Origin of the sequence: uncultured Helicobacter sp. (assembly GCF_937893305.1) — a bacterium.
Lineage (GTDB): Bacteria > Campylobacterota > Campylobacteria > Campylobacterales > Helicobacteraceae > Helicobacter_D.
On record NZ_CALBGN010000016.1, the window covers coordinates 39,797 to 61,927 of the forward strand.

22 protein-coding genes are annotated in these 22,131 nt (G+C 34.9%); all 22 read left to right on the plus strand.

All coding sequences use genetic code 11. The annotated features are described in order from the left end of the window. The first annotated feature begins 1 nt into the window (after position 1). The 22 genes from hisIE (at position 2) to murC (ending at position 22,131) form a co-directional block, all read left to right on the plus strand. Positions 2 to 703 carry a bifunctional phosphoribosyl-AMP cyclohydrolase/phosphoribosyl-ATP diphosphatase HisIE gene (hisIE, locus tag Q0358_RS05355; protein WP_299548427.1) on the plus strand — a complete coding sequence of 234 codons (702 nt, stop codon included), beginning with the start codon at positions 2 to 4 and terminating at the stop codon, positions 701 to 703. A 6-nt stretch (positions 704 to 709) separates the two neighbouring features. Then, entirely contained in the window at positions 710 to 1,243 is a 534-nt protein-coding gene (locus Q0358_RS05360; protein WP_299548430.1) for a DUF2393 family protein, read from the plus strand. Continuing rightward, the gene (pdxA, locus tag Q0358_RS05365; RefSeq protein ID WP_299548433.1) at positions 1,244 to 2,203 is read left to right on the plus strand and encodes a 4-hydroxythreonine-4-phosphate dehydrogenase; all 960 of its coding nucleotides are present in this window, start codon (positions 1,244 to 1,246) and stop codon (positions 2,201 to 2,203) included. Positions 2,204 to 2,286: 83 nt separating this feature from the next. Next, positions 2,287 to 2,586, plus strand: coding sequence for an ATP-dependent Clp protease adaptor ClpS (locus Q0358_RS05370; protein ID WP_299548435.1), 300 nt, complete (start codon positions 2,287 to 2,289; stop codon positions 2,584 to 2,586). Positions 2,587 to 2,596: 10 nt separating this feature from the next. Then, positions 2,597 to 4,864, plus strand: a complete 2,268-nt coding sequence (locus tag Q0358_RS05375) for an AAA family ATPase (RefSeq protein ID WP_299548437.1) — start codon at positions 2,597 to 2,599, stop codon at positions 4,862 to 4,864. After that, a complete protein-coding gene (locus tag Q0358_RS05380) occupies positions 4,857 to 5,627 on the plus strand; it encodes a DUF815 domain-containing protein (RefSeq protein WP_299548439.1) in 771 nt (256 codons plus the stop codon). Before Q0358_RS05375 ends, Q0358_RS05380 begins: the two co-directional genes overlap by 8 nt. Positions 5,628 to 5,636: 9 nt before the next feature. Next, positions 5,637 to 6,470, plus strand: a complete 834-nt coding sequence (galU, locus tag Q0358_RS05385) for a UTP--glucose-1-phosphate uridylyltransferase GalU (protein ID WP_299548442.1) — start codon at positions 5,637 to 5,639, stop codon at positions 6,468 to 6,470. After that, complete coding sequence (locus Q0358_RS05390) at positions 6,470 to 6,919, plus strand: hypothetical protein (RefSeq protein WP_299548445.1); 450 nt, start codon at positions 6,470 to 6,472, stop codon at positions 6,917 to 6,919. The genes galU and Q0358_RS05390 overlap by 1 nt, the downstream gene beginning before the upstream one ends. 24 nt (positions 6,920 to 6,943) lie before the next feature. Beyond that, positions 6,944 to 8,212, plus strand: coding sequence for a UDP-N-acetylglucosamine 1-carboxyvinyltransferase (gene murA / locus Q0358_RS05395; protein ID WP_299548449.1), 1,269 nt, complete (start codon positions 6,944 to 6,946; stop codon positions 8,210 to 8,212). Between the two features lie 6 nt (positions 8,213 to 8,218). After that, complete coding sequence (rsmH, locus tag Q0358_RS05400; RefSeq protein ID WP_299548452.1) at positions 8,219 to 9,154, plus strand: 16S rRNA (cytosine(1402)-N(4))-methyltransferase RsmH; 936 nt, start codon at positions 8,219 to 8,221, stop codon at positions 9,152 to 9,154. Continuing rightward, positions 9,154 to 9,693 (plus strand): hypothetical protein, encoded by a 540-nt coding sequence (locus tag Q0358_RS05405; RefSeq protein WP_299548456.1) that lies wholly within the window; start codon positions 9,154 to 9,156, stop codon positions 9,691 to 9,693. The genes rsmH and Q0358_RS05405 overlap by 1 nt, the downstream gene beginning before the upstream one ends. Before the next feature lie 40 nt (positions 9,694 to 9,733). Beyond that, positions 9,734 to 11,632 (plus strand): tRNA uridine-5-carboxymethylaminomethyl(34) synthesis enzyme MnmG, encoded by a 1,899-nt coding sequence (gene mnmG, locus Q0358_RS05410; protein WP_299548459.1) that lies wholly within the window; start codon positions 9,734 to 9,736, stop codon positions 11,630 to 11,632. Between the two features lie 67 nt (positions 11,633 to 11,699). Next, on the plus strand, positions 11,700 to 12,980 hold the full coding sequence (locus Q0358_RS05415) for a S41 family peptidase (protein ID WP_299548462.1): 1,281 nt from the start codon (positions 11,700 to 11,702) through the stop codon (positions 12,978 to 12,980). Between the two features lie 11 nt (positions 12,981 to 12,991). Beyond that, positions 12,992 to 13,702, plus strand: a complete 711-nt coding sequence (purC, locus tag Q0358_RS05420) for a phosphoribosylaminoimidazolesuccinocarboxamide synthase (protein WP_299548465.1) — start codon at positions 12,992 to 12,994, stop codon at positions 13,700 to 13,702. Positions 13,703 to 13,711: 9 nt separating this feature from the next. Next, on the plus strand, positions 13,712 to 13,948 hold the full coding sequence (gene purS / locus Q0358_RS05425) for a phosphoribosylformylglycinamidine synthase subunit PurS (protein ID WP_299548468.1): 237 nt from the start codon (positions 13,712 to 13,714) through the stop codon (positions 13,946 to 13,948). Continuing rightward, positions 13,948 to 14,607 carry a phosphoribosylformylglycinamidine synthase subunit PurQ gene (gene purQ / locus Q0358_RS05430; protein WP_299548886.1) on the plus strand — a complete coding sequence of 220 codons (660 nt, stop codon included), beginning with the start codon at positions 13,948 to 13,950 and terminating at the stop codon, positions 14,605 to 14,607. The genes purS and purQ overlap by 1 nt, the downstream gene beginning before the upstream one ends. Continuing rightward, positions 14,604 to 15,902 carry an SH3 domain-containing protein gene (locus Q0358_RS05435; RefSeq protein WP_299548471.1) on the plus strand — a complete coding sequence of 433 codons (1,299 nt, stop codon included), beginning with the start codon at positions 14,604 to 14,606 and terminating at the stop codon, positions 15,900 to 15,902. The genes purQ and Q0358_RS05435 overlap by 4 nt, the downstream gene beginning before the upstream one ends. Further along, positions 15,886 to 16,587: a lysophospholipid acyltransferase family protein gene (locus Q0358_RS05440; protein ID WP_299548474.1), complete on the plus strand. Its 702-nt coding sequence runs from the start codon at positions 15,886 to 15,888 to the stop codon at positions 16,585 to 16,587. Before Q0358_RS05435 ends, Q0358_RS05440 begins: the two co-directional genes overlap by 17 nt. Then, positions 16,572 to 18,044, plus strand: a complete 1,473-nt coding sequence (locus Q0358_RS05445; protein WP_299548477.1) for a hypothetical protein — start codon at positions 16,572 to 16,574, stop codon at positions 18,042 to 18,044. The genes Q0358_RS05440 and Q0358_RS05445 overlap by 16 nt, the downstream gene beginning before the upstream one ends. Positions 18,045 to 18,095: 51 nt before the next feature. Further along, the gene (locus tag Q0358_RS05450; RefSeq protein ID WP_299548481.1) at positions 18,096 to 19,658 is read left to right on the plus strand and encodes a DEAD/DEAH box helicase; all 1,563 of its coding nucleotides are present in this window, start codon (positions 18,096 to 18,098) and stop codon (positions 19,656 to 19,658) included. Next, a complete protein-coding gene (locus tag Q0358_RS05455; RefSeq protein ID WP_299548484.1) occupies positions 19,658 to 20,800 on the plus strand; it encodes a succinyldiaminopimelate transaminase in 1,143 nt (380 codons plus the stop codon). The genes Q0358_RS05450 and Q0358_RS05455 overlap by 1 nt, the downstream gene beginning before the upstream one ends. Beyond that, positions 20,791 to 22,131 carry a UDP-N-acetylmuramate--L-alanine ligase gene (murC, locus tag Q0358_RS05460; RefSeq protein WP_299548487.1) on the plus strand — a complete coding sequence of 447 codons (1,341 nt, stop codon included), beginning with the start codon at positions 20,791 to 20,793 and terminating at the stop codon, positions 22,129 to 22,131. Before Q0358_RS05455 ends, murC begins: the two co-directional genes overlap by 10 nt.

Here is a 22,131-nt window from a genome sequence, read left to right on the forward strand (position 1 = left end):
AGTGCAGGCAATTTTAGAGCAAATTTTATGGGAGAAATGCGGGGGACTTATCCCTGCAATTGTGCAAGATCACAAAACAAAAGAAGTTTTAATGTTGGGGTTTATGAATAAAGAAGCCTTAGAATTAAGCTTAAAGACAGGTTTTGTGCATTATTTTTCGCGCTCTAAAGAACGCATTTGGAAAAAGGGAGAGCAAAGTGGACATACGCAAAAAATTCTATCTGTTGCTTTAGATTGCGATAAGGATTCTATTCTTATAGGTATAGAACAGCAAGGTGTGGCTTGTCATACAGGAAAGAAAAGTTGCTTTTTTAACATAATTAATTTAAAAGAAAATAAAATAGATTCTAATATGGAATCCAAAATAGATTCCAATGTAAGTGCAATATATGGAGCGGTAGATACGCTATATCATACATTGCTAGAGCGCAAAGGAGCAGATCCAAAGACTTCTTATACGGCAAAGCTTTATCATAAGGGTGAAAATACCATTGCTAAAAAGATTGTGGAAGAAGCGGCAGAATTAGGATTTGCTATTAAAGATAATGCGCGTGAAGAAATCATTTATGAAGCAGCAGATTTGCTCTACCATTCTTTAGTGGGTTTAGCTTATAAGGAACTCTCACCAGATTTAGTAAAGCAAGAGATTTTAAGACGTTTTGGTTTGAGTGGAATTGATGAAAAAAACGCAAGAGAAGAGTAGTAGAAAATGGAGGGATTAAAGGAGTATTTATTAAAACTCTTTGAAGTTTCACACTTTTTTGCATTGACTGATTATTTGATATTAGTTGGTATTTTTTTAATTATTCTTTTGATTTTTCTTTTGAGTATTGTATTGCGTAGGCGTGCTCTTCCTTTTATGATGTTGTTTTTTTTAAGTGGTGGGCTAATTCTTGCTTCACCTTTTCTTTATCAGTGGATTATGGAATCGTATTTGAAAAAGACAGAATTTGCACTTACGCATAATGCAAGTTTGCAATATGATGCAGTGTATTTTGTAGAGGGGAATTTTAAAAATTTAGGACATTTGGATTTTAAGGGCTGTGTGGTAGAAGTGAGTTTTATCCCCAAAAATTTAAAAAAACTTGAACGCCTTAAATATAAGATAAAACCTAGATATTCACACACGGAAATTTATAAAACTCCTTTAAAAAAGCAAGAAACTATGGATTTTAAAATTGTAATCCCATCTCCAAATCCAAAAATAAGTTTTGACTTATACACAAAAGGCGCGTGTTATTAAATGAAAATTGCAATTAGCATTGGCGATCCTAATGGTGTGGGCTTAGAGATTTTATTAAAGAATCATATAAGGATTTCTAAGCTTTGTGAGCCTGTGTATTGTGTGGATAAAGAATTATTAAAAAATGCTGCTAAGATTTTAAAGCTTAAGTTTCCAAATGCTTTAAAATGTATCCCTCTTAAACCTTTAAAAAAAACTTTGATAACTCTCCCAAAAATCACTCCCGGAGAAATCAGCAAAGAGAGTGGCGCATATTCTTATGCAAGCTTTTTGCAAGCTTTAAACTTAACATTACAAGGCAAGACAAAAGCATTAGTAACCTTGCCGATTCATAAAAAGGCTTGGCAATTAGCTGGAGTTTCTTATGCAGGACATACAGAAGCTCTAAGGGATCTTTGTAGACAGTGCCAGCTAGAAAATAAAAAGTTGGAATCCAAAAATACCATTATGATGTTAGGTTCTCCAAAGCTCTATGTTGCTCTCTTTAGTGATCATATTCCACTAAAGGAAGTCCCATCTCTTATACAGACGGAATCCTTAAAAGAATTTTTATTGAGTTTTGCGCCATATATTTTAAAAACACCTTGTGGAGTGCTTGGACTAAATCCACACGCAGGAGATTTTGGTGTCTTGGGTAATGAAGACTATGCTATTAAAGGGGCAATTAATCTTGCAAATGCAAGTTTAGGCAAAGAGATTTTTATTGGACCACTTGTGCCAGATACTGCTTTTGTTGGCAAACATTTGCGCTATTATGTTGCAATGTATCACGATCAAGGATTAATTCCCTTAAAAACTTTGTATTTTAAAGAAAGCATTAATATTACGCTAAATCTTCCTATTATCCGCACTTCAGTAGATCACGGCACTGCATTTGATATTGCTTATAAAAACAAAGCAGAATCCAAAAGCTATATTAATGCAATAAAAGAAGCAATCTTGCGTTATAAGCAATGCTAAACATTGTGTGATTTACTTTTGATTAAAAGAAAAGTAATGAAAAAATGCTATAATTTGCGCTATTTTAAAATTCAAGGAAAATCTTGGACGCACAATTTGATCACTCTACAGAAACATTAGAGAAGATTCAAGAACCTATCCGCTATCGTGTGATTTTACTTAATGATGATTACACAACACAAGAATTTGTAATGGAAGTGTTGCAAATTATTTTTCACAAAGACTTTGAAGAGTCCCTTAATTTAATGTTACAAATTCATCATAATGGTAAGGGGGTTTGTGGAGTCTATCCTTATGATATTGCTGAAATTAAAGTTGCTCAAGTGCGCAAAATGGCAAAAGAGAAACAATATCCCTTGCGCGCAATTTTAGAAAAAATATAAGAGAATTGAAATGTTTGAAATTAGCAAAGAATTAAATATCGTTTTACAAAATGCACAAAAAGAAGCGAAAGAGAAAGGACACGAATATTTAACGCTAGAGCATATTTTCTATGCACTTTTGGAGAATAAAAAAATCATTAAAACTTTGCAGGATTGTGGTGGTAATGTGGAAATTATGAAAAAGCAAATTCAGAGGTATTTAAAGCAGTTTTTGCAATCTTATCCTGATCAAAACGAGGCAATCCCACAAGAAACACTTGCTGTTACGCGCGTTATTGAAATTATGATAGGACATGTTAAAGGCTCGCAACGCCAACAAGCACAAGTTAGTGATTTACTAGCAGCAATTTTAGAAGAAGAAAAGGCGTTTTGCGCGCAAATTTTGAACGCACAAGGAATCACGCGTCTAAATATTTTAGAATACATTACCGATCATCAAGAAAGCTTTAATAACTATAAAAAAGAAGCCATAAAAGAAGAAGGTGAAAAGAAAGAATCTGCATTAGAAAATTATTGTATAAACTTAACACAAATGGCAAAAGAAGGCAAGATTGATCCTGTGATAGCTAGAGAAGTAGAAATCCGCCGTTGTTTTGAGATTTTGTTAAGAAAAAAGAAGAACAATCCTCTTTTAGTAGGAGAACCCGGAGTTGGTAAAACAGCTGTTGCAGAGGGGTTAGCATTAAAAATGATACAAAGTCCTTTAGAAGATACAGAAATTTACCAGTTAAATATGGGTGCTCTTGTTGCAGGGACAAAATATAGAGGGGATTTTGAAAAACGCATCAAAGCATTAACGGATGAAGTTTTAGAGCGTGGCAATGTGATTTTGTTCATTGATGAAATCCACACGCTTGTTGGAGCGGGTTCTACAAATAGTGGCAGTATGGACGCTAGTAATTTACTAAAACCTATGCTTGGCAATGGAAAATTGCGCTGTATCGGTGCTAGCACTTATGCGGAATATCGTTCTTTTTTGGATAAAGATAAAGCACTTTCTCGTCGTTTTGCAAAAATTGAAGTGAAAGAACCCAGTAAAGAAGAGAGTATTTTGATCTTAGAAGGGATCAAAAAATATTATGAAAAGCATCATCAAGTTAGTTTTAGCACAGAAGCTATTGCGTTAATTGTGGATTTATCTATCCGCTATCTACATGAACGCTTTTTGCCAGATAAAGCTATTGATGTGATGGACGAAGTTGGAGCAAGTTATAAATTAGATGGAAAAAGTGGCAAAGTGAGCTTGCAAAGTATTAAAAAAATGGTTGCTACAATGGCTAAAATCCCGGAGATTGAAGCAACAAAAGATGATAAGGCAGTATTAAAAAATCTTGAAAAACATTTAAAAAGTAGAATCTTTGGACAAGATGGTGCGATTATGGAGGTTGTAAGCGCATTAAAACGCAATAAGGCAGGGCTTGGCGCGCCAAATAAGCCTATAGGTTCATTTTTATTTAGTGGTCCTAGTGGTGTTGGGAAGACAGAGCTTGCAAAGGAGATTGCAAAGGCATTGAATATTAACTTTGAACGCCTTGATATGAGCGAGTATATGGAGCGTATTTCAAGTTCTCAACTTATTGGTGCAGCAGCAGGCTATGTGGGCTATGAAAAAGGTGGAATCCTAACAGAAATGATTAAGAAAAATCCACATACTTTGTTGCTTTTAGATGAGATGGAAAAGGCACATCCTGATGTGCTTAATGTGTTTTTACAAGTGATGGATTATGGAAAGCTTACAGATAATAATGGAGAAAGCATTGATTTTTCATCGGTTATTTTGATTATGACTTCTAATGTGGGTTCTAAGGAAGCTCCTGTGCTTGGGTTTAAGCAAGATACAAATTTACGATTTTCTAGTGCAATTAAAGAGCATTTTTCTCCAGAATTTAGAAATCGCCTTGATGCAATCATTGCTTTTAATCCACTCTCTCCTAAAGAGATTTTAAAGATTGTGGATAAAAATATTTTAGATTTAAATGAACAAATTATAGAAAAAAATGTAGAAGTTGTGTTGGAAAAAAGTGCGAAAGATTATTTAGCAAAAGAAGGATTTAATGAAGAGCTTGGGGCGCGTCCTCTTGGATTAGTGATTCAAAAAGAAATTAAAAATATTCTAAGTGAAGCGATACTTTTTGGAGATTTAAGTAAGGGTGGAGTGGCACATTTTTCTTGTGTAAAAGAGAAATTAACATATAAATTTGTGTCAAAAAAGTTAGAATCCAAAAAGCAATCTAATCAACAATCAAACACAAAGGCAAAAAAGGCTAAAGATGCCTAAAAGTTGGAATCTGAATTTACAATGGAATTTAGAAAGTTGCATTGCTGGAGTTTATCGTAAAAGTGGATATATTCACGGGATTAAAGAAATAGAAGCAAGAAGCCTAGAGACTTTTGTGGGTATAGAAAAAGAAATTCAGCTATTATGCACAAATACGGAATCTTTTTTAGAGAAAAGTTTAGGTGTTAATGTCTTGTTGTGGGGAGCTAGAGGTAGTGGAAAAAGTTCTCTTGTTAAAGCATTGCTTGTAAAATATGCTTTCAAAGGCTTAAGGGTTTTACAAGTGGATAAAGAATCTTTAGAGATTTTGCCAGAAATTTTTGATGTTTTAAGAGAAAAACCTTATAAAATTATTGTCTTTTGCGATGATTTGAGTTTTGAACCTAATGAAAATTATAAGGGATTAAAAAGCGTGCTAGAAGGAAGCTTAGAGGCTTTACCAAAAAATATTAGAGTTTATGCAACAAGCAATAGGCGGCATTTACTCCCAGAGTTTTATGATGAAAATGAAATTTTTGGTTATGAAAGCAATGAAGACAGGATTGCGTTGAGTGATAGATTTCCTTTGTGCATTGGCTTTTATACGCAAGGAAATAAGGAGTATTTGGAAGTGTTGCAGGCTTATTTTAGGGAATTGCCTAAAAATTGGGAGAGAATTGCAAATAAAGCAATGCAATATGCTACGCAAAAAGGTTCGCGCAATCCACGCACAGCAGAGCAGTTTTATGCGTTGTATCAAAGTGGTTTGTGGGAATTTTTATAAGGAGTGTTGATGATTAAAAAATGTTTATTTCCAGCAGCGGGCTATGGAACGCGCTTTTTGCCTGTAACAAAGGCAATGCCAAAAGAAATGTTGCCCATTGTTAATAAGCCACTCATTCAATATGGCGTGGAAGAAGCAATGGAGGCTGGAATTTTTAATATGGCAATTGTTACAGGGCGTGGAAAGAGAGCATTAGAAGATCATTTTGATATTAGCTATGAATTAGAGAGTCAAATTAAAGGCACAAATAAAGAAGATTATTTAAAAGACATTCGCCATATTTTAGAAACTTGCAATTTTTCTTATACGCGTCAAATGGAGATGAAAGGCTTAGGGCACGCCATTTTATGCGGTGAGTCGTTAATCGGAAATGAACCTTTTGCGGTGATTTTAAGTGATGATTTGTGTGAAAATTCAGAGTGTGGTGTTTTAAGTCAAATGTGTAAAATCTATGCAAAATATCGTTGTTCTATTGTTGCAGTAGAAGAAGTAGATATGGAAGAAGTGAGTAAATATGGTGTAATTGCTGGGAGAGTTATTGATGAAAATGTTTTTGTAGTGGATAATATGATAGAAAAGCCCTCTAAAGATAAAGCACCAAGCAATCTAGCAATTATTGGGCGTTATATTCTAACGCCTGATATTTTTGAGATTTTACACCATACAGCTCCGGGTAAAAATGGAGAGATTCAAATCACTGATGCGCTTTTAGAGCAGTGTAAAAAGGGAATGGTTTTAGCCTATAAGTTTAAAGGTGCGCGTTATGATTGCGGAAGTGTTGATGGGTTTGTTAAAGCCACAAATATTTTTTATGAAAAATTCCTAAAGAACGAAGCGCACTAATGTATAATCTCTCTTTTCATCTTTTTGTCTTTTTGTTTGTTAGCTTATTAATGCTTCCTTTTTTCTTGCTAACAATGGTATTTCTTGTGTATGAACGCATACAAGCATATTTAGAAGAACTTAGGGGGCGTGAGCAAAAGTTTAAAAATATTCATTATTTAATTTCTATTTTTAAAGATGAAAATTCCACTCAAGAGCTTTTAGAAGAAGCATTAAACGCGTTTAATGAACATTTTATTCACTTTGGAGATAAAAACAAAGATAGCAAGGAATATCAAGATTGCCTTGAGTTTATTTCTGCATTTTCGCATTGTTTTAATATAGATATTGATAGCGTTGTGCGCCAAAGAGAGGTTTTTGTAAAGGAAAATCCTAATTATAAAAAAGAAATTGAAACAGTCATTGGTTCAGCACTTAAAAGCAGAGAAGAACGCAAGGGTAAAAAATAGCAAAAGATTTAAAAAGGAGAACAAGTGGATTATTTAGCATTACAAGGTGGCGTGCGTTTAAATGGAGCAATCACAATTACAGGGGCAAAAAACTCTGCATTACCACTCATTGCTCTAACACTACTTTCAAAAAACAAAGTGAGTTTGCAAAATCTTCCTAGTGTGGTGGATATTGAAACTTTTTTTGAGCTTTTAAAAATGTTAGGTTGTGAGGTAGAGCGTTTAGATAAACATATTGTTAGTGTTGATACAACAAGGCAAAACAGCACAAAAGCTACTTATGATATTGTGCGTAAAATGCGTGCTTCTATTTTAGTTTTAGGACCATTGCTTGGGCGTTTTGGACATTGTGCTGTGAGTTTGCCCGGTGGTTGTGCAATTGGTGCTAGACCTGTGGATTTACACATTAAAGCTTTGGAGAAAATGGGAGCTAAGATTCGTATTGAGGGTGGTTATATTGTTGCCGAAGCAAAGGAAGGTTTAAAAGGAGCGGTGATTAACTTTGATAAAATCACTGTAACAGGCACTGAAAATATTTTAATGGCAGCGGCGATGGCAAAAGGTAAGACGATTATTAATAATGCTGCAAAAGAACCTGAAGTGGTGCAACTTTGTGAAGTTTTGCGTGAGAGTGGAGTGGAGATTAGTGGGATTGGTAGCGATAGGATTGAGATTTTTGGGACCAATCAAGAGGGGTTGGTGTTGCCAAGTGTTATTAATGTGATTGCAGATAGGATTGAAGCGGGGACTTATTTATGTGCTGGGGCGATTACAAACTCACAAATTACGCTACACGGAGCGAATGCAAGTCATCTAGGAGCAGTGATTGCAAAGCTAGAAGAGATTGGATTTAAACTCACTTACAATCAGGATTCCATTACCATTTATCCTGCTAAAGAGCGTAACGCCTTTGCACTTTCAACCACAGAATATCCGGGGTTTCCAACAGATATGCAAGCACAATTTATGGCACTTGCTACACAATGTGAGGGTAGTAGTATTATTGAGGAGCGTTTGTTTGAAAATCGCTTTATGCACACAAGTGAGCTACAAAGAATGGGGGCAAATATTAGTTTGCGCGGTAATACAGCGACAATTAATGGCAAAAGTGCTTTAATTGGTGCAGATGTAATGGCGACAGATTTGCGTGCTTCTAGTGCTTTGGTGCTTGCGGCACTTGTGGCAAAGGGAGAAACTAGAATTCATCGCATTTATCATTTAGATCGTGGTTATGAAGATTTAGAAGAAAAACTTACAAAACTTGGCGCAAATATTATGCGCGCAAAAGAGTAAGAGATAATGGAGATTCCACATATCCCTGTTTTATTAAAACAGGTTTTAGATTCTTTTAACACTTTAAAAGACGGAATCTTAATTGATTGCACTCTAGGTTTTGGCGGACATACACAAGCTCTTTTAGAGACCTATCCAAACTTAGAGATTATAGGGATTGATCAAGATTTAGACGCGATAAATTTTGCAACACAGCGTTTAAGTGGTTTTAAAGATCGCTTTTCTTATAGAAAAGGGCGTTATAGTGCGGTTGTGCGTGAAATATTAAGCAATCAAGAATTACAAACAAAAATTGTTGGAATCCTAGCAGATATTGGTGTGTCTTCAGTGCAGTTTGATAATAAAGAGCGAGGATTTTGTTTTGATTCTTCTGTGCTTGATATGCGCATGGATACACAACAACAACTTAGTGCAAAAGAAATTGTAAATGGTGCAAGCTTAAAGGAGTTAGAGTGTATTTTTAAGGATTTTGGAGAAATTAGAGAGTATAAAAAACTTGCTCATTTAATTGTTGATGAAAGAAAAAGGACTAAATTTACTAGCTCAAAGGCACTAAGCACATTGATTGCAAAACACTTTAAACACCCTAAGATTCACCCAGCCACACAAGCTTTTCAAGCTCTAAGAATTGCGGTTAATGATGAGCTAGGAGAGCTAAAGAGACTTTTGGAAGCTTTAAAAGAGTATCCTTTAAGACAGGGCGCAAGGGTGAGTATTATTACTTTTCATTCACTTGAAGATAGAATTATTAAGCAGGCTTTTAAAGAATGGGGGAGAGATTGTATTTGTGATTGCAATGTAATGCGTTGTGTTTGCGGTGGTGGGCATAGCAAGGGTTGGAATCTTCATAAAAAACCTTTATGTGCTGATGCACAAGAGCTAAGAGAGAATCCACGCGCACGCAGTGCAAAATTAAGAAGTTTTGAGTTTAAGGGATTATAATGGAATCCTATGAAGATTTGCGCTTAGAACAAAAAGATAAAATTCCAAAACTAAGTTTTTTTGAACGCTTATTTAAAAAGAGTGAGCCAATTTTAGAACAGAATTTAGACTTCTTAGAAGAGCGTTATCAAAACAATCCCATTTTAGATTCCAACTCTTTGACTTCTAAAGAAGACTTGCAAACAGATGTTTTACTTTTAGATGACTTATTTTTGAAAAACAAAAATTTACCAGTATTAGAAGATGAAAATGTAGAATCGCATTTAGAAACACAAGAGCGTGAAGCAGTTTTGGATGCTGTGGATTTAAACACAAAAGAGATTCCATTTAAAATGGTGTTAATTACACTTTGTGCAATGGCGTTTGTTTTAGCACTGTTTATCCCTAAAATTTATGCACGCAATAATATTTATTATGCAAGTCGCAATATTATCCAACTTCAAGCGCAAATTGATTCTTTAAGAGAAGAAAACAAGCATATTAAAAAACAATTAGAAGATATTAAATTTAAAAACCTAACACAAGAGTTAGATTTTTAGCGGTATAATGCGCGTTTAATTTCGTGGTTTAAGGGACAAAATGGAATATGATGTAATTGTTATTGGTGGCGGACACGCAGGGATTGAAGCTTCTATTGTATCTGCGAAAATGGGTTGTAAGACACTGCTTTTAACAATGCTTGTAGAACAAATTGGTGCGGCAAGTTGCAATCCTGCTGTTGGTGGGCTTGGAAAAGGACATTTAGTAAAAGAAATTGACGCACTTGGCGGAGTAATGGGCTATATCACAGATAAAAGTGGAATCCAATTTAGAACGCTCAATGCCTCAAAAGGTCCAGCAGTGCGTGGAACACGCGCTCAAATTGATATGGATCGTTATAAAATCATTGCACGCGACTTGTGTTATCATACAAAAAACTTAGAAATCTCTCAACAAATTGTAGAATCTTTAGTGCTAGAAAATAATTCTGTAATTGGCGTTAAAACTACCATTGGCAAGGTTTATCGTGCAAAAAAAGTGGTGCTAACAACAGGCACATTTTTGCGCGGAAAAATCCATATTGGAGAAAACACTTCTCATAACGGACGTGCAGGAGAGCCTCCTGCAATGGAATTGGGTGAAAATTTAAGAGCTTTAGGGCTTGATGTTGGGAGGCTAAAAACAGGAACTTGCGCACGCATTAAAGCAAGTAGTATTAATTTTGAGATTTTAGAAAAACATTATGGAGATTTGCCAGCGCCATTTTTTAGCAAAAAAACACAAAAAGAATTAGGTGATCATCCTTTTAATCCTGTGCAACTCCCTTGTTATGTAACCTATACAAACACAAGAACACACGCAATTATTAGAGAGAATTTTCATCGCGCCCCTATGTTTACAGGGCAAATTGAAGGGATTGGTCCAAGATATTGTCCAAGTATTGAAGATAAAGTCAATCGCTTTAGTGATAAAGAACGCCATCAACTTTTTTTAGAGCCACAAACGCTAGAAGCTAATGAGTATTATATTAATGGTCTTACAAGCTCTTTGCCTTATGATGTTCAAGAAGCAATGATTCATAGCATTGAAGGTTTAGAAAATGCAGAAATTGTGCGTTATGGTTATGCTATTGAATACGACTATATTAATCCTACAGAATTAAAACATACGCTAGAGACAAAAAAAATACGGAATCTTTATTGTGCTGGACAAATCAATGGCACAACAGGCTATGAAGAAGCAGGAGCGCAAGGCTTAATGGCTGGGATAAATGCAGCTTTAAGCGTACAAGGGAAGCTAGAAATTACCCTTAAACGCAATGAAGCTTATATTGGTGTAATGATTGATGATTTAGTTACCAAAGGCACAAAAGAACCTTATAGAATGTTTAGTTCGCGTGCGGAGTATCGCCTGCTTTTGCGTGAAGGAAATGCGATTTTTAGACTAGGAGAACTTGCTTATAATCTAGGACTTCTAGAAGAAGAAGAATATAAAGAATTGCAAAAAGACAAAGTTGCAATACAAGAGGGCTTAAAATGGCTTAGAGATACGGCAGTAACGCCAAGTGCTTTGGTATTAAATTTTTTAAATTCAATTTGTGAAGAAAAGATTAGTGATAAAACAAATTGGGAAACAATCGTAGCGCGCCGCAGTTTTGATGTGCCTAAACTTTTAAAAATTCAAGAAGTGGAGAATTGCCCTTTTGCAAACTATTCAGAGCGTGCATTAGAAGAAATTTTAGTGGAAGCAAAATATTTTAACTATATCCAAAAACAACAAAATATGATTGATAATATGGAGAAGATGTTAAGCATTGAGATTCCGCAAGATTTCGCTTTTGATGGGATTCCTGGGTTAAGTTTAGAAGTGATTGAAAAGCTTAAGAAATTTAGCCCCAAAAGCCTGTTTGAAGCAAGTGAAATTAGTGGTGTAACGCCAGCTAGTTTAGAAGTTTTGCAGCTTTATATCCATTTACACCATAAAAAACAAACTGCATAGTTGGCTAATTTTTATTTTAGTGAGATTGCGTTAAAATCGCAAAATTTTAAACTTTTAGGTTGGAACAATGAATAAACAAGGCTTAAACAAAATCTTTTGGCTTTTAAGTGCGACTTTGATAAGTTTGCAAACTCTAGCATTTGCCGAACAAGAATCGCGTCTTGATGCGTATAATAAATTGCGTAAAGTGATTGGCACGGTGGAGAAATATTATGTTGATGAACTTACGCTTAATGAAATTGTAGATAAAGCAATTGATGGATTGCTTTCAAACTTAGATGCGCATTCTGCATATTTAGATGAGAAAAAATATGAGGATTTAAAAATCCAAACCGATGGGCAGTTTGGTGGCATTGGAATCACAATTTCTTTAAAAGACAATGCTCTAACTATTGTAGCTCCTATTGAAGGAACTCCGGGAGATAAGGCTGGATTAAAAAGTGGGGATATTATTTTAAAGATTGATGATGAAAGCACGCTTAGTATGAGTATTGATGATGCTGTGAATAAAATGCGTGGTGCGCCAAAAACAAAAGTTACTTTAACAATCGTGCGTAAAAATGAATCAAAGCCTCTAGTGTTTGATATTACAAGAGATAACATTAAAGTAGAATCTGTGTATTCTAAAAGGATTATGGATACAGATTATGCGTATTTGCGTGTAACTTCTTTTGATAAAAATATTACACAACGCGTCAATGAAGAGTTAAAAAAATATAAAAAAATTGATGGAATTGTGTTGGATTTGCGTAATAATCCCGGTGGGCTTTTAAATCAGGCAGTGGGCTTGAGCGATTTGTTTATCAAAAATGGCATTATTGTTTCTCAAAAAGGTAGAATCAAAGATGAAAATATTGTGTATCGTGCGACAGATAATACGCCTTATGCGACAATCCCACTTGTTGTGTTAATCAATAATGGAAGTGCTAGTGCTAGCGAGATTGTTGCAGGGGCAATCCAAGATAATAAACGCGGTGTGTTAGTGGGTGAAGGGACATTTGGTAAAGGAAGTGTGCAAGTGATTTTACCCACAGAGAAAAAGGAAGCATTGCGTTTAACAATCGCGCGTTATTATTTGCCAAGCGGGCGCACAATTCAAGCTGTTGGGGTTACACCAGATATTGAAGTAGCTCCCGGAGCAGTTCCAGATGAGAATAGCGGGTTTAGCATTAAAGAAGCAGATTTGCAAAAACATTTAGAAGGTGAGCTAGCAAAAGTGGATAAAAAAGAAGGGAAGCAAGAGAAAAAACAAAGCGATCCAAAACATACAATCACGCAAAAGCAAGTCTTGCAAGATATTCAGCTGAAAAGCGCAATTGATGTTTTAAAAGTTTTTAAAGTTTTATAAAAGGAGCAAGAATGCAACAAAAAGAAATGTTTTATGAAGGCAAGGGTAAAAAACTCTATAAAACAGAAGATGAAAACCTTATAATTTCTGAATTTAAAGATGATTTAACCGCATTTAATGCTGAGAAAAAAGGAAGTGAGCAAGGCAAAGGGATTTTAAATTGTAAAATTTCCACAGAGATTTTTAAACTTTTAGAAAAACACGGAATCCAAACGCATTATGTAGAAACACTAGCAGATCATTTAATGCTTTGTAAGCTTGTGAAAATTATCCCTATTGAAGTTGTTGTGCGTAATGTTGCCACGGGTTCTTTAAGTAAGCGTTTAGGAATTAAAGAGGGGGAAGTGTTGCCCTTTACTCTTGTAGAGTTTTACTATAAAGACGATGCGTTGGGAGATCCGTTAATTAACGATGAACACGCATTGATTTTAAATTGTGTAAAATCTGTGGAATCACTAGATGCGTTGCGTAAAATAGGGCGTGAAGTTAATGATGTATTGCGAGAGTTTTTTGATAAAAAGAATCTAATTTTAGTAGATTTTAAACTTGAATTTGGAGTGGATAAAGATGGAAATATCCTACTTGCTGATGAAATCACGCCAGATTCTTGTAGATTTTGGGATAAAAACACAAAAGAAAAATTAGATAAAGATCGCTTTAGACAAGATTTAGGCAATGTCAAAATGGCGTATGAAGAGATTTTAAAAAGAATCTTAAACTAAAGGTAGGCAATGCAAGTAGAAGTGATTGTTGGGTTAAAAGAAGGGGTTTTAGATCCACAAGGAAAGGCGATTCATCACGCATTAGAATCGCTAGGTTTTCAAGGTGTCAATGAAGTAAAAACGGGTAAAGTTATTACGCTAGAAATTGACAAAACAGACAAAGAAGCAGCTAGGCAAGAAGTAGAATCAATGTGTGAAATGCTACTTGCAAATACCGTGATTGAAAACTACACAATAAAGATGTAATAATGGTTGCGATTCTTCAGTTTTTAGGCACAAATTGTGAATACGATATGGAATATGCCTTTGCATTGCTTGGTGTGAAAACGCAAAGGGTTTGGCATAAAGAAACAGAGCTTCCAAAGGATACGCGCCTTGTTGTAATTCCGGGTGGTTTTAGTTATGGAGATTATTTGCGTAGTGGAGCAATTGCTAGATTCTCTCCAATTATGCAAGCAGTGATTACTTTTGCAAACAATGGGGGTTATGTGCTTGGGATTTGTAATGGATTTCAAATTTTGCTTGAGAGTGGTTTGCTTCCGGGTGCAATGAAGCGCAATGCGAATCTGCATTTTATTTCTAAAAATTGCGATTTAAAAGTTGTGAATAATTCTAATATTTTTTTAGAAAAATTCCAAAAAGGAGAAAATATTAAAATCCCTATTGCACACGCTGATGGAAATTATTATATTGATGAAGATGGGCTAGAATCCCTTGAAGCAAACAATCAAATTCTCCTAGAGTATGTCAGAAATCCTAATGGTTCTGTGCGTAACATTGCAGGAATTTGTAATGCAAATCAAAATGTTTTTGGACTAATGCCTCACCCAGAACGTGCAGTAGAACAGGTGCTAGGTGGAGTTGTAGGGCTGAAAATGCTTGAAGGTTTTTTAAAAGTTCTATGAGAATCATTTTCGTATTTTTATGTGTTTTTGGATTTTTTGCAGGAGCGTTTGCAGAAGAAACGCGTCTTTTTCCAAAAGCACAAGAAGAGTTTATTCCAAGTCAAACTCCTAAAAATTTAGAATCCACAAATACAGAAACTTTAGATTCTAACACTACAGTTCCACAATCCCCACTCCCTAATGTAATTTTAGAAAATGAAGCAGAATCTGAAAATGTGGAATCCAAAAACACAGAATCAACGCAGGATTTCACAGCACAAGAGATTCCTTTAAACAATTCTCTTGTAAAAAATGTTTATTTAGAGGCACTCACGCCTTTAATGGATATTTTATATGTTAATCAAGTGGTTGCATTAGAGTTTAAAATGCTAGTTTTCACACAATATTCTACAATCACAACAGAATTTATTTTTGAAGATACAGCTTTAAAAGACAGCGTAGAAGTGCTAAATCCAAATGAAGCTTGGGTGTTAAATGCGGAAGATTCTAGTTTTAAAAACACTTTTTATTTAAAAATTAAGCAAGCACAATTTGCAATTCCTAAAATTAAAGTTAATGTGCTAACAGATAATGGGTTGATTAGTGAAAGCCTTGCAGGAAGTAGCGCAAGAGCAATTAAGCTAGAAAGACAAGGAGAATATTCACAAGTTTTAGCGCAAGATTTACAGATTTTAGACACAAAGATTACAAATTATGATTCCACACAAAATCTAGCAGTTTTTCAACTCCAAAGCACAATGGCAAATCTCTTTGATTTTCATCTTGCAAACTACAAACAACAAGGAATTGAAAGTAAAAGTGGAGATTATAAACAAGCAGTGGCATTTTATTATGTGATTGTCCCAAAAGCGCAAAATACAATTAGTTTTGATTATTTTAATACCTTAACTTCTAAATACCAAACTCTGCAAGTCCCAAATATCGCCGTTGAAGATCGTGTTAGCACGCAAAGCGATATTAAGCCAAAAAACAACTATCAGTTTTTTCAAATTTCTTTGATGATTTTTTTTGCGATTTTGTTTTTTGGATTGTATTTATATAAGCGCAAGATTATTTTTGTTTTGCTTGGGATTTTCTCGCTTGCATTGTTGCTTTATTTCTCAACACTTAAAAGTGAGGTAACAATCAAAGCAAATGTTGCATTAAAAATTTTACCAACATTTAATTCTACAATTGTTTTGACTACACAATCTCCGACAAAAGCAGAGATTCTAGGAGAACGGAATCCTTATTATAAAGTGATTTTAGAAGATGAACGCATAGGGTGGGTAAAAAAAGATGATCTCCAAAATTAGAGCATTTAGTGCGTTGTTGTATATTTTGTTAGTGATGCCATTTGCCATTGCTTTAATGTATAGTTTTAATGCCTTTCATCGCACAATCCGTAGAAGCATAGCTCTAGTTTTTTTAAAGCTCTTTAGGGTAAAGACATACATACAAGGCAGCCTAGATCCAAGCGCACAAATTTTAATTTTAAATCATCAAAGTTTTATGGATGTGATGTATTTTGAGGCAATCCATCCTAATAATCTTTGTTGGATTGCTAAAAAAGAGCTTGGCGAAGCCTTTTTATACGGACACGCATTAAAAGCTCCTAAGATGATTTTAATCAATAGAGAAAGCAAAAAGGAGCTTGTCTTTTTATTAAAAGAAGCAAAAGATAGATTATATTGTGGTAGAACACTCTGTATTTTTCCAGAAGGCACACGTTCTTATGGGAGAGAAAATTTACTCCCCTTTAAAAATGGAGCGAAAGTCTTAGTTGAACACTTTAAGTTAAAGGTGCAGCCAATCGTGCTTTGTGGCACACGCAAAACCTTTAATTTTGAAAAGCTAGAGTTTGATAATTCTCCCTTTAGTGTGCAGTATTTAGAAGCTTTTACGCCACAAGATCCGCAATGGTTTAAGGAATTAGAAATGCGTATGCAAGAAGTTTATCACACAATGTATCAAAGGCAAAATCAATGCACGGCAGAATAGTGCGCTATTTAAATAGCAACGGCAAGGGTGTTGTGATTAATGCTTCAAAAATGCTTTTTGACTTCAATAAAGAAACTTGGCACGATAAAAAAGTTATGCCAATGGTTGGAATGTATGTAGAATTCCGCTGTAATGACGCGCATCAAATTACAGATTGCAAGGTTTCAAAATTTCAAGAATTTGGTGGCAATACAATGATTAGCGAATCAGACTTTTGGCATCACGATACAGATGAAGAGCTATTTACGCTCCAAAGCAACGCACGCGATGCGATTGTTCAAAAGATTTATAAAAGCACAGATTATACAAAGATTACAGAAATCCCACTCACTATTAAGCTTGTTGAGGCAGTTAAAAGCTATTTTCATCAAGAATTTTTGGCAATTTCTTTTTTAAATGACTTACCTGTATCTAATGAAGAAACTTTATTTGATTATGCGTATTTAAAGCGTTTTGGTGTAAAAGCATTAGATAATTTACTCTTTAGTGATAAAACCATTGCTAAAGATGATTTTATAGGTGAATTAAGTGTTATGACGCGTTTAGATTCCGCATTTATGGATTTTTCACGCTATAACAATGCAAACTTAAAGCAAATCTTCCAAGATTCTTTTTTAACTAAACAATGCCACTATCAAGCCCTAGTCGTCGCAGTTAATAACGCAAAAGATAGTCAAAATCTAGCATTAAAGCGCACAAATGCTTTAAAGGGTGATATTTTATTATTTGAACGCAGAATCCAAGCGAATTTAGATTTAGAAAAAAATACGCAAAAACTAGAAAAAGCTAAAAAAGAATTAGAAGAAATGCTAAAAAGTGAGAAATATTATAACGGACTTTATATGCATTTAACAGATATGAAAGAGAAATTTGAAGAGTATTATCTCAAATCTTTTTCCGAACTTTATCAAAAAGTATATATGAGAATCTATAAAAAAGTTAAAAGTGGATTAGATATTTGTATTACAATCTTAGATAATAAAATCTATCATAAAGTTATAAATTCTGTCGCATTTTCTAAAAGTTTTTTTAAGATCCCAGAAAACGATCGCGTTCCAAATATTATTTATTTTGTGGAGCAGTATATGGAGCATTTAAACAAAGATCGTTTGAATGAAAAAGACGCTTTGACCTATCGTTATGTTGATAAACTTTGTAAAGCAAACAGAAAACACTTTTTGATTATTAGCACAAACGAAAAGCGTGCAACAGAAATTAAAATAAAAATCCTAGCACAAAATAAATTTAATGTTGTAAAAACAGCGTATAAAAATACGATTTATTTTGCATTAGTTAATGAAATTTGTTTTGAGCGCATTTATATAGATCCAGAAAATATATGGAAAAGCCCAAATGAACTCATAAGAGAAACAAAGGCATTAAAAATCAATTCAAACACTAAATTCGCACTTTTACCAAGCTCTGTTAAAGAAAATCGCTTTGGCTTTGCAGAGTGATTAAGGCGTTTTTGTTATAATTACAGCTTATTTTAAAAACAAAAGGGAATTATGAAAAAGCAAACAAATCTAAACAAATGGGACTTAGGAATTACGCAAGATATACAAGATGGCTTCACGCAAGGCTTTGAAAGCTTTGGCTTTAAAAAAAGTGTGTTAAGAGGGATTAAAGAAGCGGGTTTTAGTGAGCCAAGCCCTATCCAAAAAGAAGCGATTCCATTAATTTTAGATGGATTAGATCTTATCGCACAAGCACAGACAGGCACAGGAAAAACCGCTGCTTTTGGCTTGCCACTGATTAATAATCTTAAAAATAATGGTGATATTGAAGTATTAATCATCACACCCACAAGAGAACTTGCAATGCAAGTAAGTGATGAAATTTTTAAACTTGGCAAATACAATAGAGTAAAAACAGTTTCACTCTTTGGTGGGCAGCCTATAAGAAGACAAATTGAGCTTTTAGAGAAAAAGCCACAAGTGATTATTGCAACTCCGGGGCGTTTGCTAGATCATTTGCGCAATGAACGGCTAAAAAACTTTTATCCAAGTGTTGTTGTGCTTGATGAATCTGATGAAATGCTGGATATGGGTTTTTTAGATGATATTGAAGAGATTTTTACCTATCTTTCAAACGATCGTCAAACTTTGCTTTTTTCAGCGACAATGCCAACACCCATTAAGCACCTAGCTCAAAAGATTTTAGATAATCCAAAACTCATTAAAATTACCCAAGAAGATACGACAAACCAAGACATTGCTCAACGCTATTACATCATTAATGAGCAAGAGCGTGAAGACGCTATTGTGCGTTTAATTGATAGTGAAATGCCCCAAAAAGCAATCATTTTCACACGAATGAAAAAGGAAGCCGATATTCTCTCACAACGCTTACTTTCGCGTGGTTTTAAAGCCGGTGCATTACACGGCGATATGGATCAAAGAGAGCGCGTAAAATCCATTAAATCCTTTAAAGATTCCATAATTAATATCTTAGTCGCCACCGATATTGCAGCGCGTGGGCTTGATATTAGTGGCGTTAGTCATGTTTTTAACTTTCATATTCCGCTAAATCCAGAATCCTATGTGCATAGAATCGGCAGAACAGGAAGAGCAGGCAAAAAGGGCATAGCAATCACGCTTGCAACGCCTTTAGAATTCAAAGAACTCCGCCGTATTAAAGAAAACACAAAAGCCAGCATTGAACTTTATGAAATCCCAAGCATACAAGATACAATGGATAAAAAAGATTCCAACATTTTAGACAAAATCCTAAAGCACGCCATTAGCGATGATGCTTTGCGTGTGTATGAGCAAATCCGTGGCAATGCAGATATGACACAGCTTGTTTGCAAACTTCTCTCAATGGTATTAAAAGACTCCAAAGTGCTAGGACCAAACAAAATCGGACTCAATAAAAAAGATCTAAACGCATTACAAGATCAATTAGATGATACACAAAAGCGCAAAAAATCTAGCAAATTTCATAATACAAAAGACAAAAAAGACAAACCCCGCTCTAAAAACAAATTTCACTCTAAAAATAAGGATTCCAAAAATTCTTATAAACCCAAAAAAGATTCCAACAAAAAATCTACAAAAAGGAAAAAATAATGGAGTTTCAACCCTATCCCTTTGAGAAGCTTCAAGCCCTAATACAAGGGATTCCAACTTCTAAAGAACGAATCTCTTTAACAATTGGCGAACCACAATTTCAAACACCAAAAAACATTTGCGATGCCCTAAAAGACAGCGTTGATTTGCTAAACAAATACCCAAAGACAGCAGGCGAAGATGACTTAAAACAAGCAATGTTAGATTTCATTAAACACCGCTTTAACTTACATTTAGATTCCACAATGTTAATCCCAACTTTTGGCACACGCGAAGTCTTATTTAATTTCCCACAATTCTATCTTTTTGATAAAAATTCCCCAACCATTGCTCATCCAAACCCTTTTTATCAAATCTATGAAGGCGCAAGCATTGCAGCAAGAGCAGAAACAATTTATATGAATCTAACTCCACAAAACAATTTCACTCCAAGTCTCACAAAAGAACAAATGCAAAAATGCCATTTAGTGATTTTAAATTCACCAAACAACCCAACAGGTTCTACAATGTCTAAAGACGCCCTTAAACAATGGGTAAATTACGCCTTAGAATATGATTTTTTACTTCTAAATGATGAATGTTACAGCGAGATTTACACTGATGAAAAACCAACTTCTCTTTTGCAAGCAAGCGTTGAAGTAGGCAACACAGAGTTTAGAAATATCCTAAGTTTAAATTCTATCTCTAAACGCTCTAGTGCGCCCGGGCTTAGAAGTGGATTTATCGCAGGAGATCCTAAAGTTTTAAAAGATTATATGCAATACCGCACCTATGTAGGTTGTGCATCTCCACTTCCTTTACAAAAAGCAGCAAGCATTGCGTGGAGCGATGAAGAGCATACCAAGCACTCACGCCAAGAATATGCGAAGAATTTAAAGCTAGCACAAGAAATTTTATGCAAAAAGATTCCAAACTTGCCTATCCCAAAAGAAACCTTTTATGTGTGGCTTCCTGTTGCAAATGACTTAGAATTTACGCGTAATCTCTTAGAAAAAGAAAATATCCTAGTTCTACCCGGAAGCTTTTTATCACGCACTGATAAACAAGGGCAAAATCCAGGAAGTAACTTTGTGCGTTTAGCTTTAGTGTATGAAGAAGCCATTATTAAAGACGCGCTTTTAAGGATTGCAAAATGGATATAAGTATTAAAAGAATCCATTTTATAGGAATCGGGGGTATAGGGATTTCCGCATTAGCGAAGTTTTTGCACGCACAAGGCGTGGAGATTAGCGGTTCTGATACCACAGAGGGTAGTATTACAAAAGAACTAAAGAAAATGGGGATAAAAGTGAGTATCCCACACTCCAAAGAAGCCATTTGCGCCCAAGATCTAGTGATTCATTCTGCAATCATCAAGCAAGATAACATAGAAGTACAAGAAGCTCACGCGCAAAATATCCCAGTTCTCTCACGCAAAGAATCCTTAAAAATGATTCTAGGCAATAAAGAAGTTTTTGCAGTAGCCGGCGCACACGGCAAAAGCACAACAACAGCAATTTTAAGTGCGATTTTAAAGGACGCTAGCGCATTAATTGGAGCAGAAAGTAAAGAGTTTAAATCCAACACGCGTGCCTTAAATGGAAATCGCGTTGTTTTTGAAGCCGATGAATCTGATAAAAGCTTCTTAGAATGTAATCCAACTTGTGCGATTGTTACAAACGCAGAGCCAGAGCATTTAGAGACTTATAACCACGATTTAGAGCAGTTTTATCACGCTTATGAAAGCTTTTTGAGTCTTGCAAAGATTTGTATTATTAATGCTGAAGATCCATTTTTAAGCACGCTTAAAGATTTAAATAATCTTTGTGTGCGTTTCTATCCTAGCAAAGACCTGCAAAATGTTTCTTACATTATAGAAGAGGGTATGCCAAAGACACAATTTACCCTAACAAACAATGCTAAAAACTATGGCACATTTAGCGTTTATGGCTTAGGTGAACATATCGCAATAGACGCTGCTCTTGCAATTTTAGCTGCCGCACAAATTTTACCTTTAAATGAGATTAAGCAAAATATCCAAAATTATTGTGGAATCAAAAAGCGATTTGATATTCTAACGCAAGGTCAATGTGTCATCATTGATGACTATGCACATCACCCTACAGAAATCACTGCCACGCTAAAAGCACTCAAAAAATATCAAGAGCTAACAGAATCAAAACAATTAGTTGCAATATGGCAACCACATAAATATTCGCGCATTAAAGACAACTTAGAGGGCTTTATTGAATGTTTTAAAGGTGTGGATTCTTTAGTGATTTTGCCCGTTTATGCAGCAGGAGAAGAAGCTATTGCTATGGACTTTGCTGATCTTTTTAAGCAATATCATCCCATTTTTGCCACAGAAGTGCAACGCATAGGTAACACGCTAACGCTTTATGATAAGAATAAGCAAATCGCCCATTTACAAGAGGGTATTATTGTAGGATTTAATGCAGGCAATCTAACCTATGCTCTAAGAGGTGGAATCTAA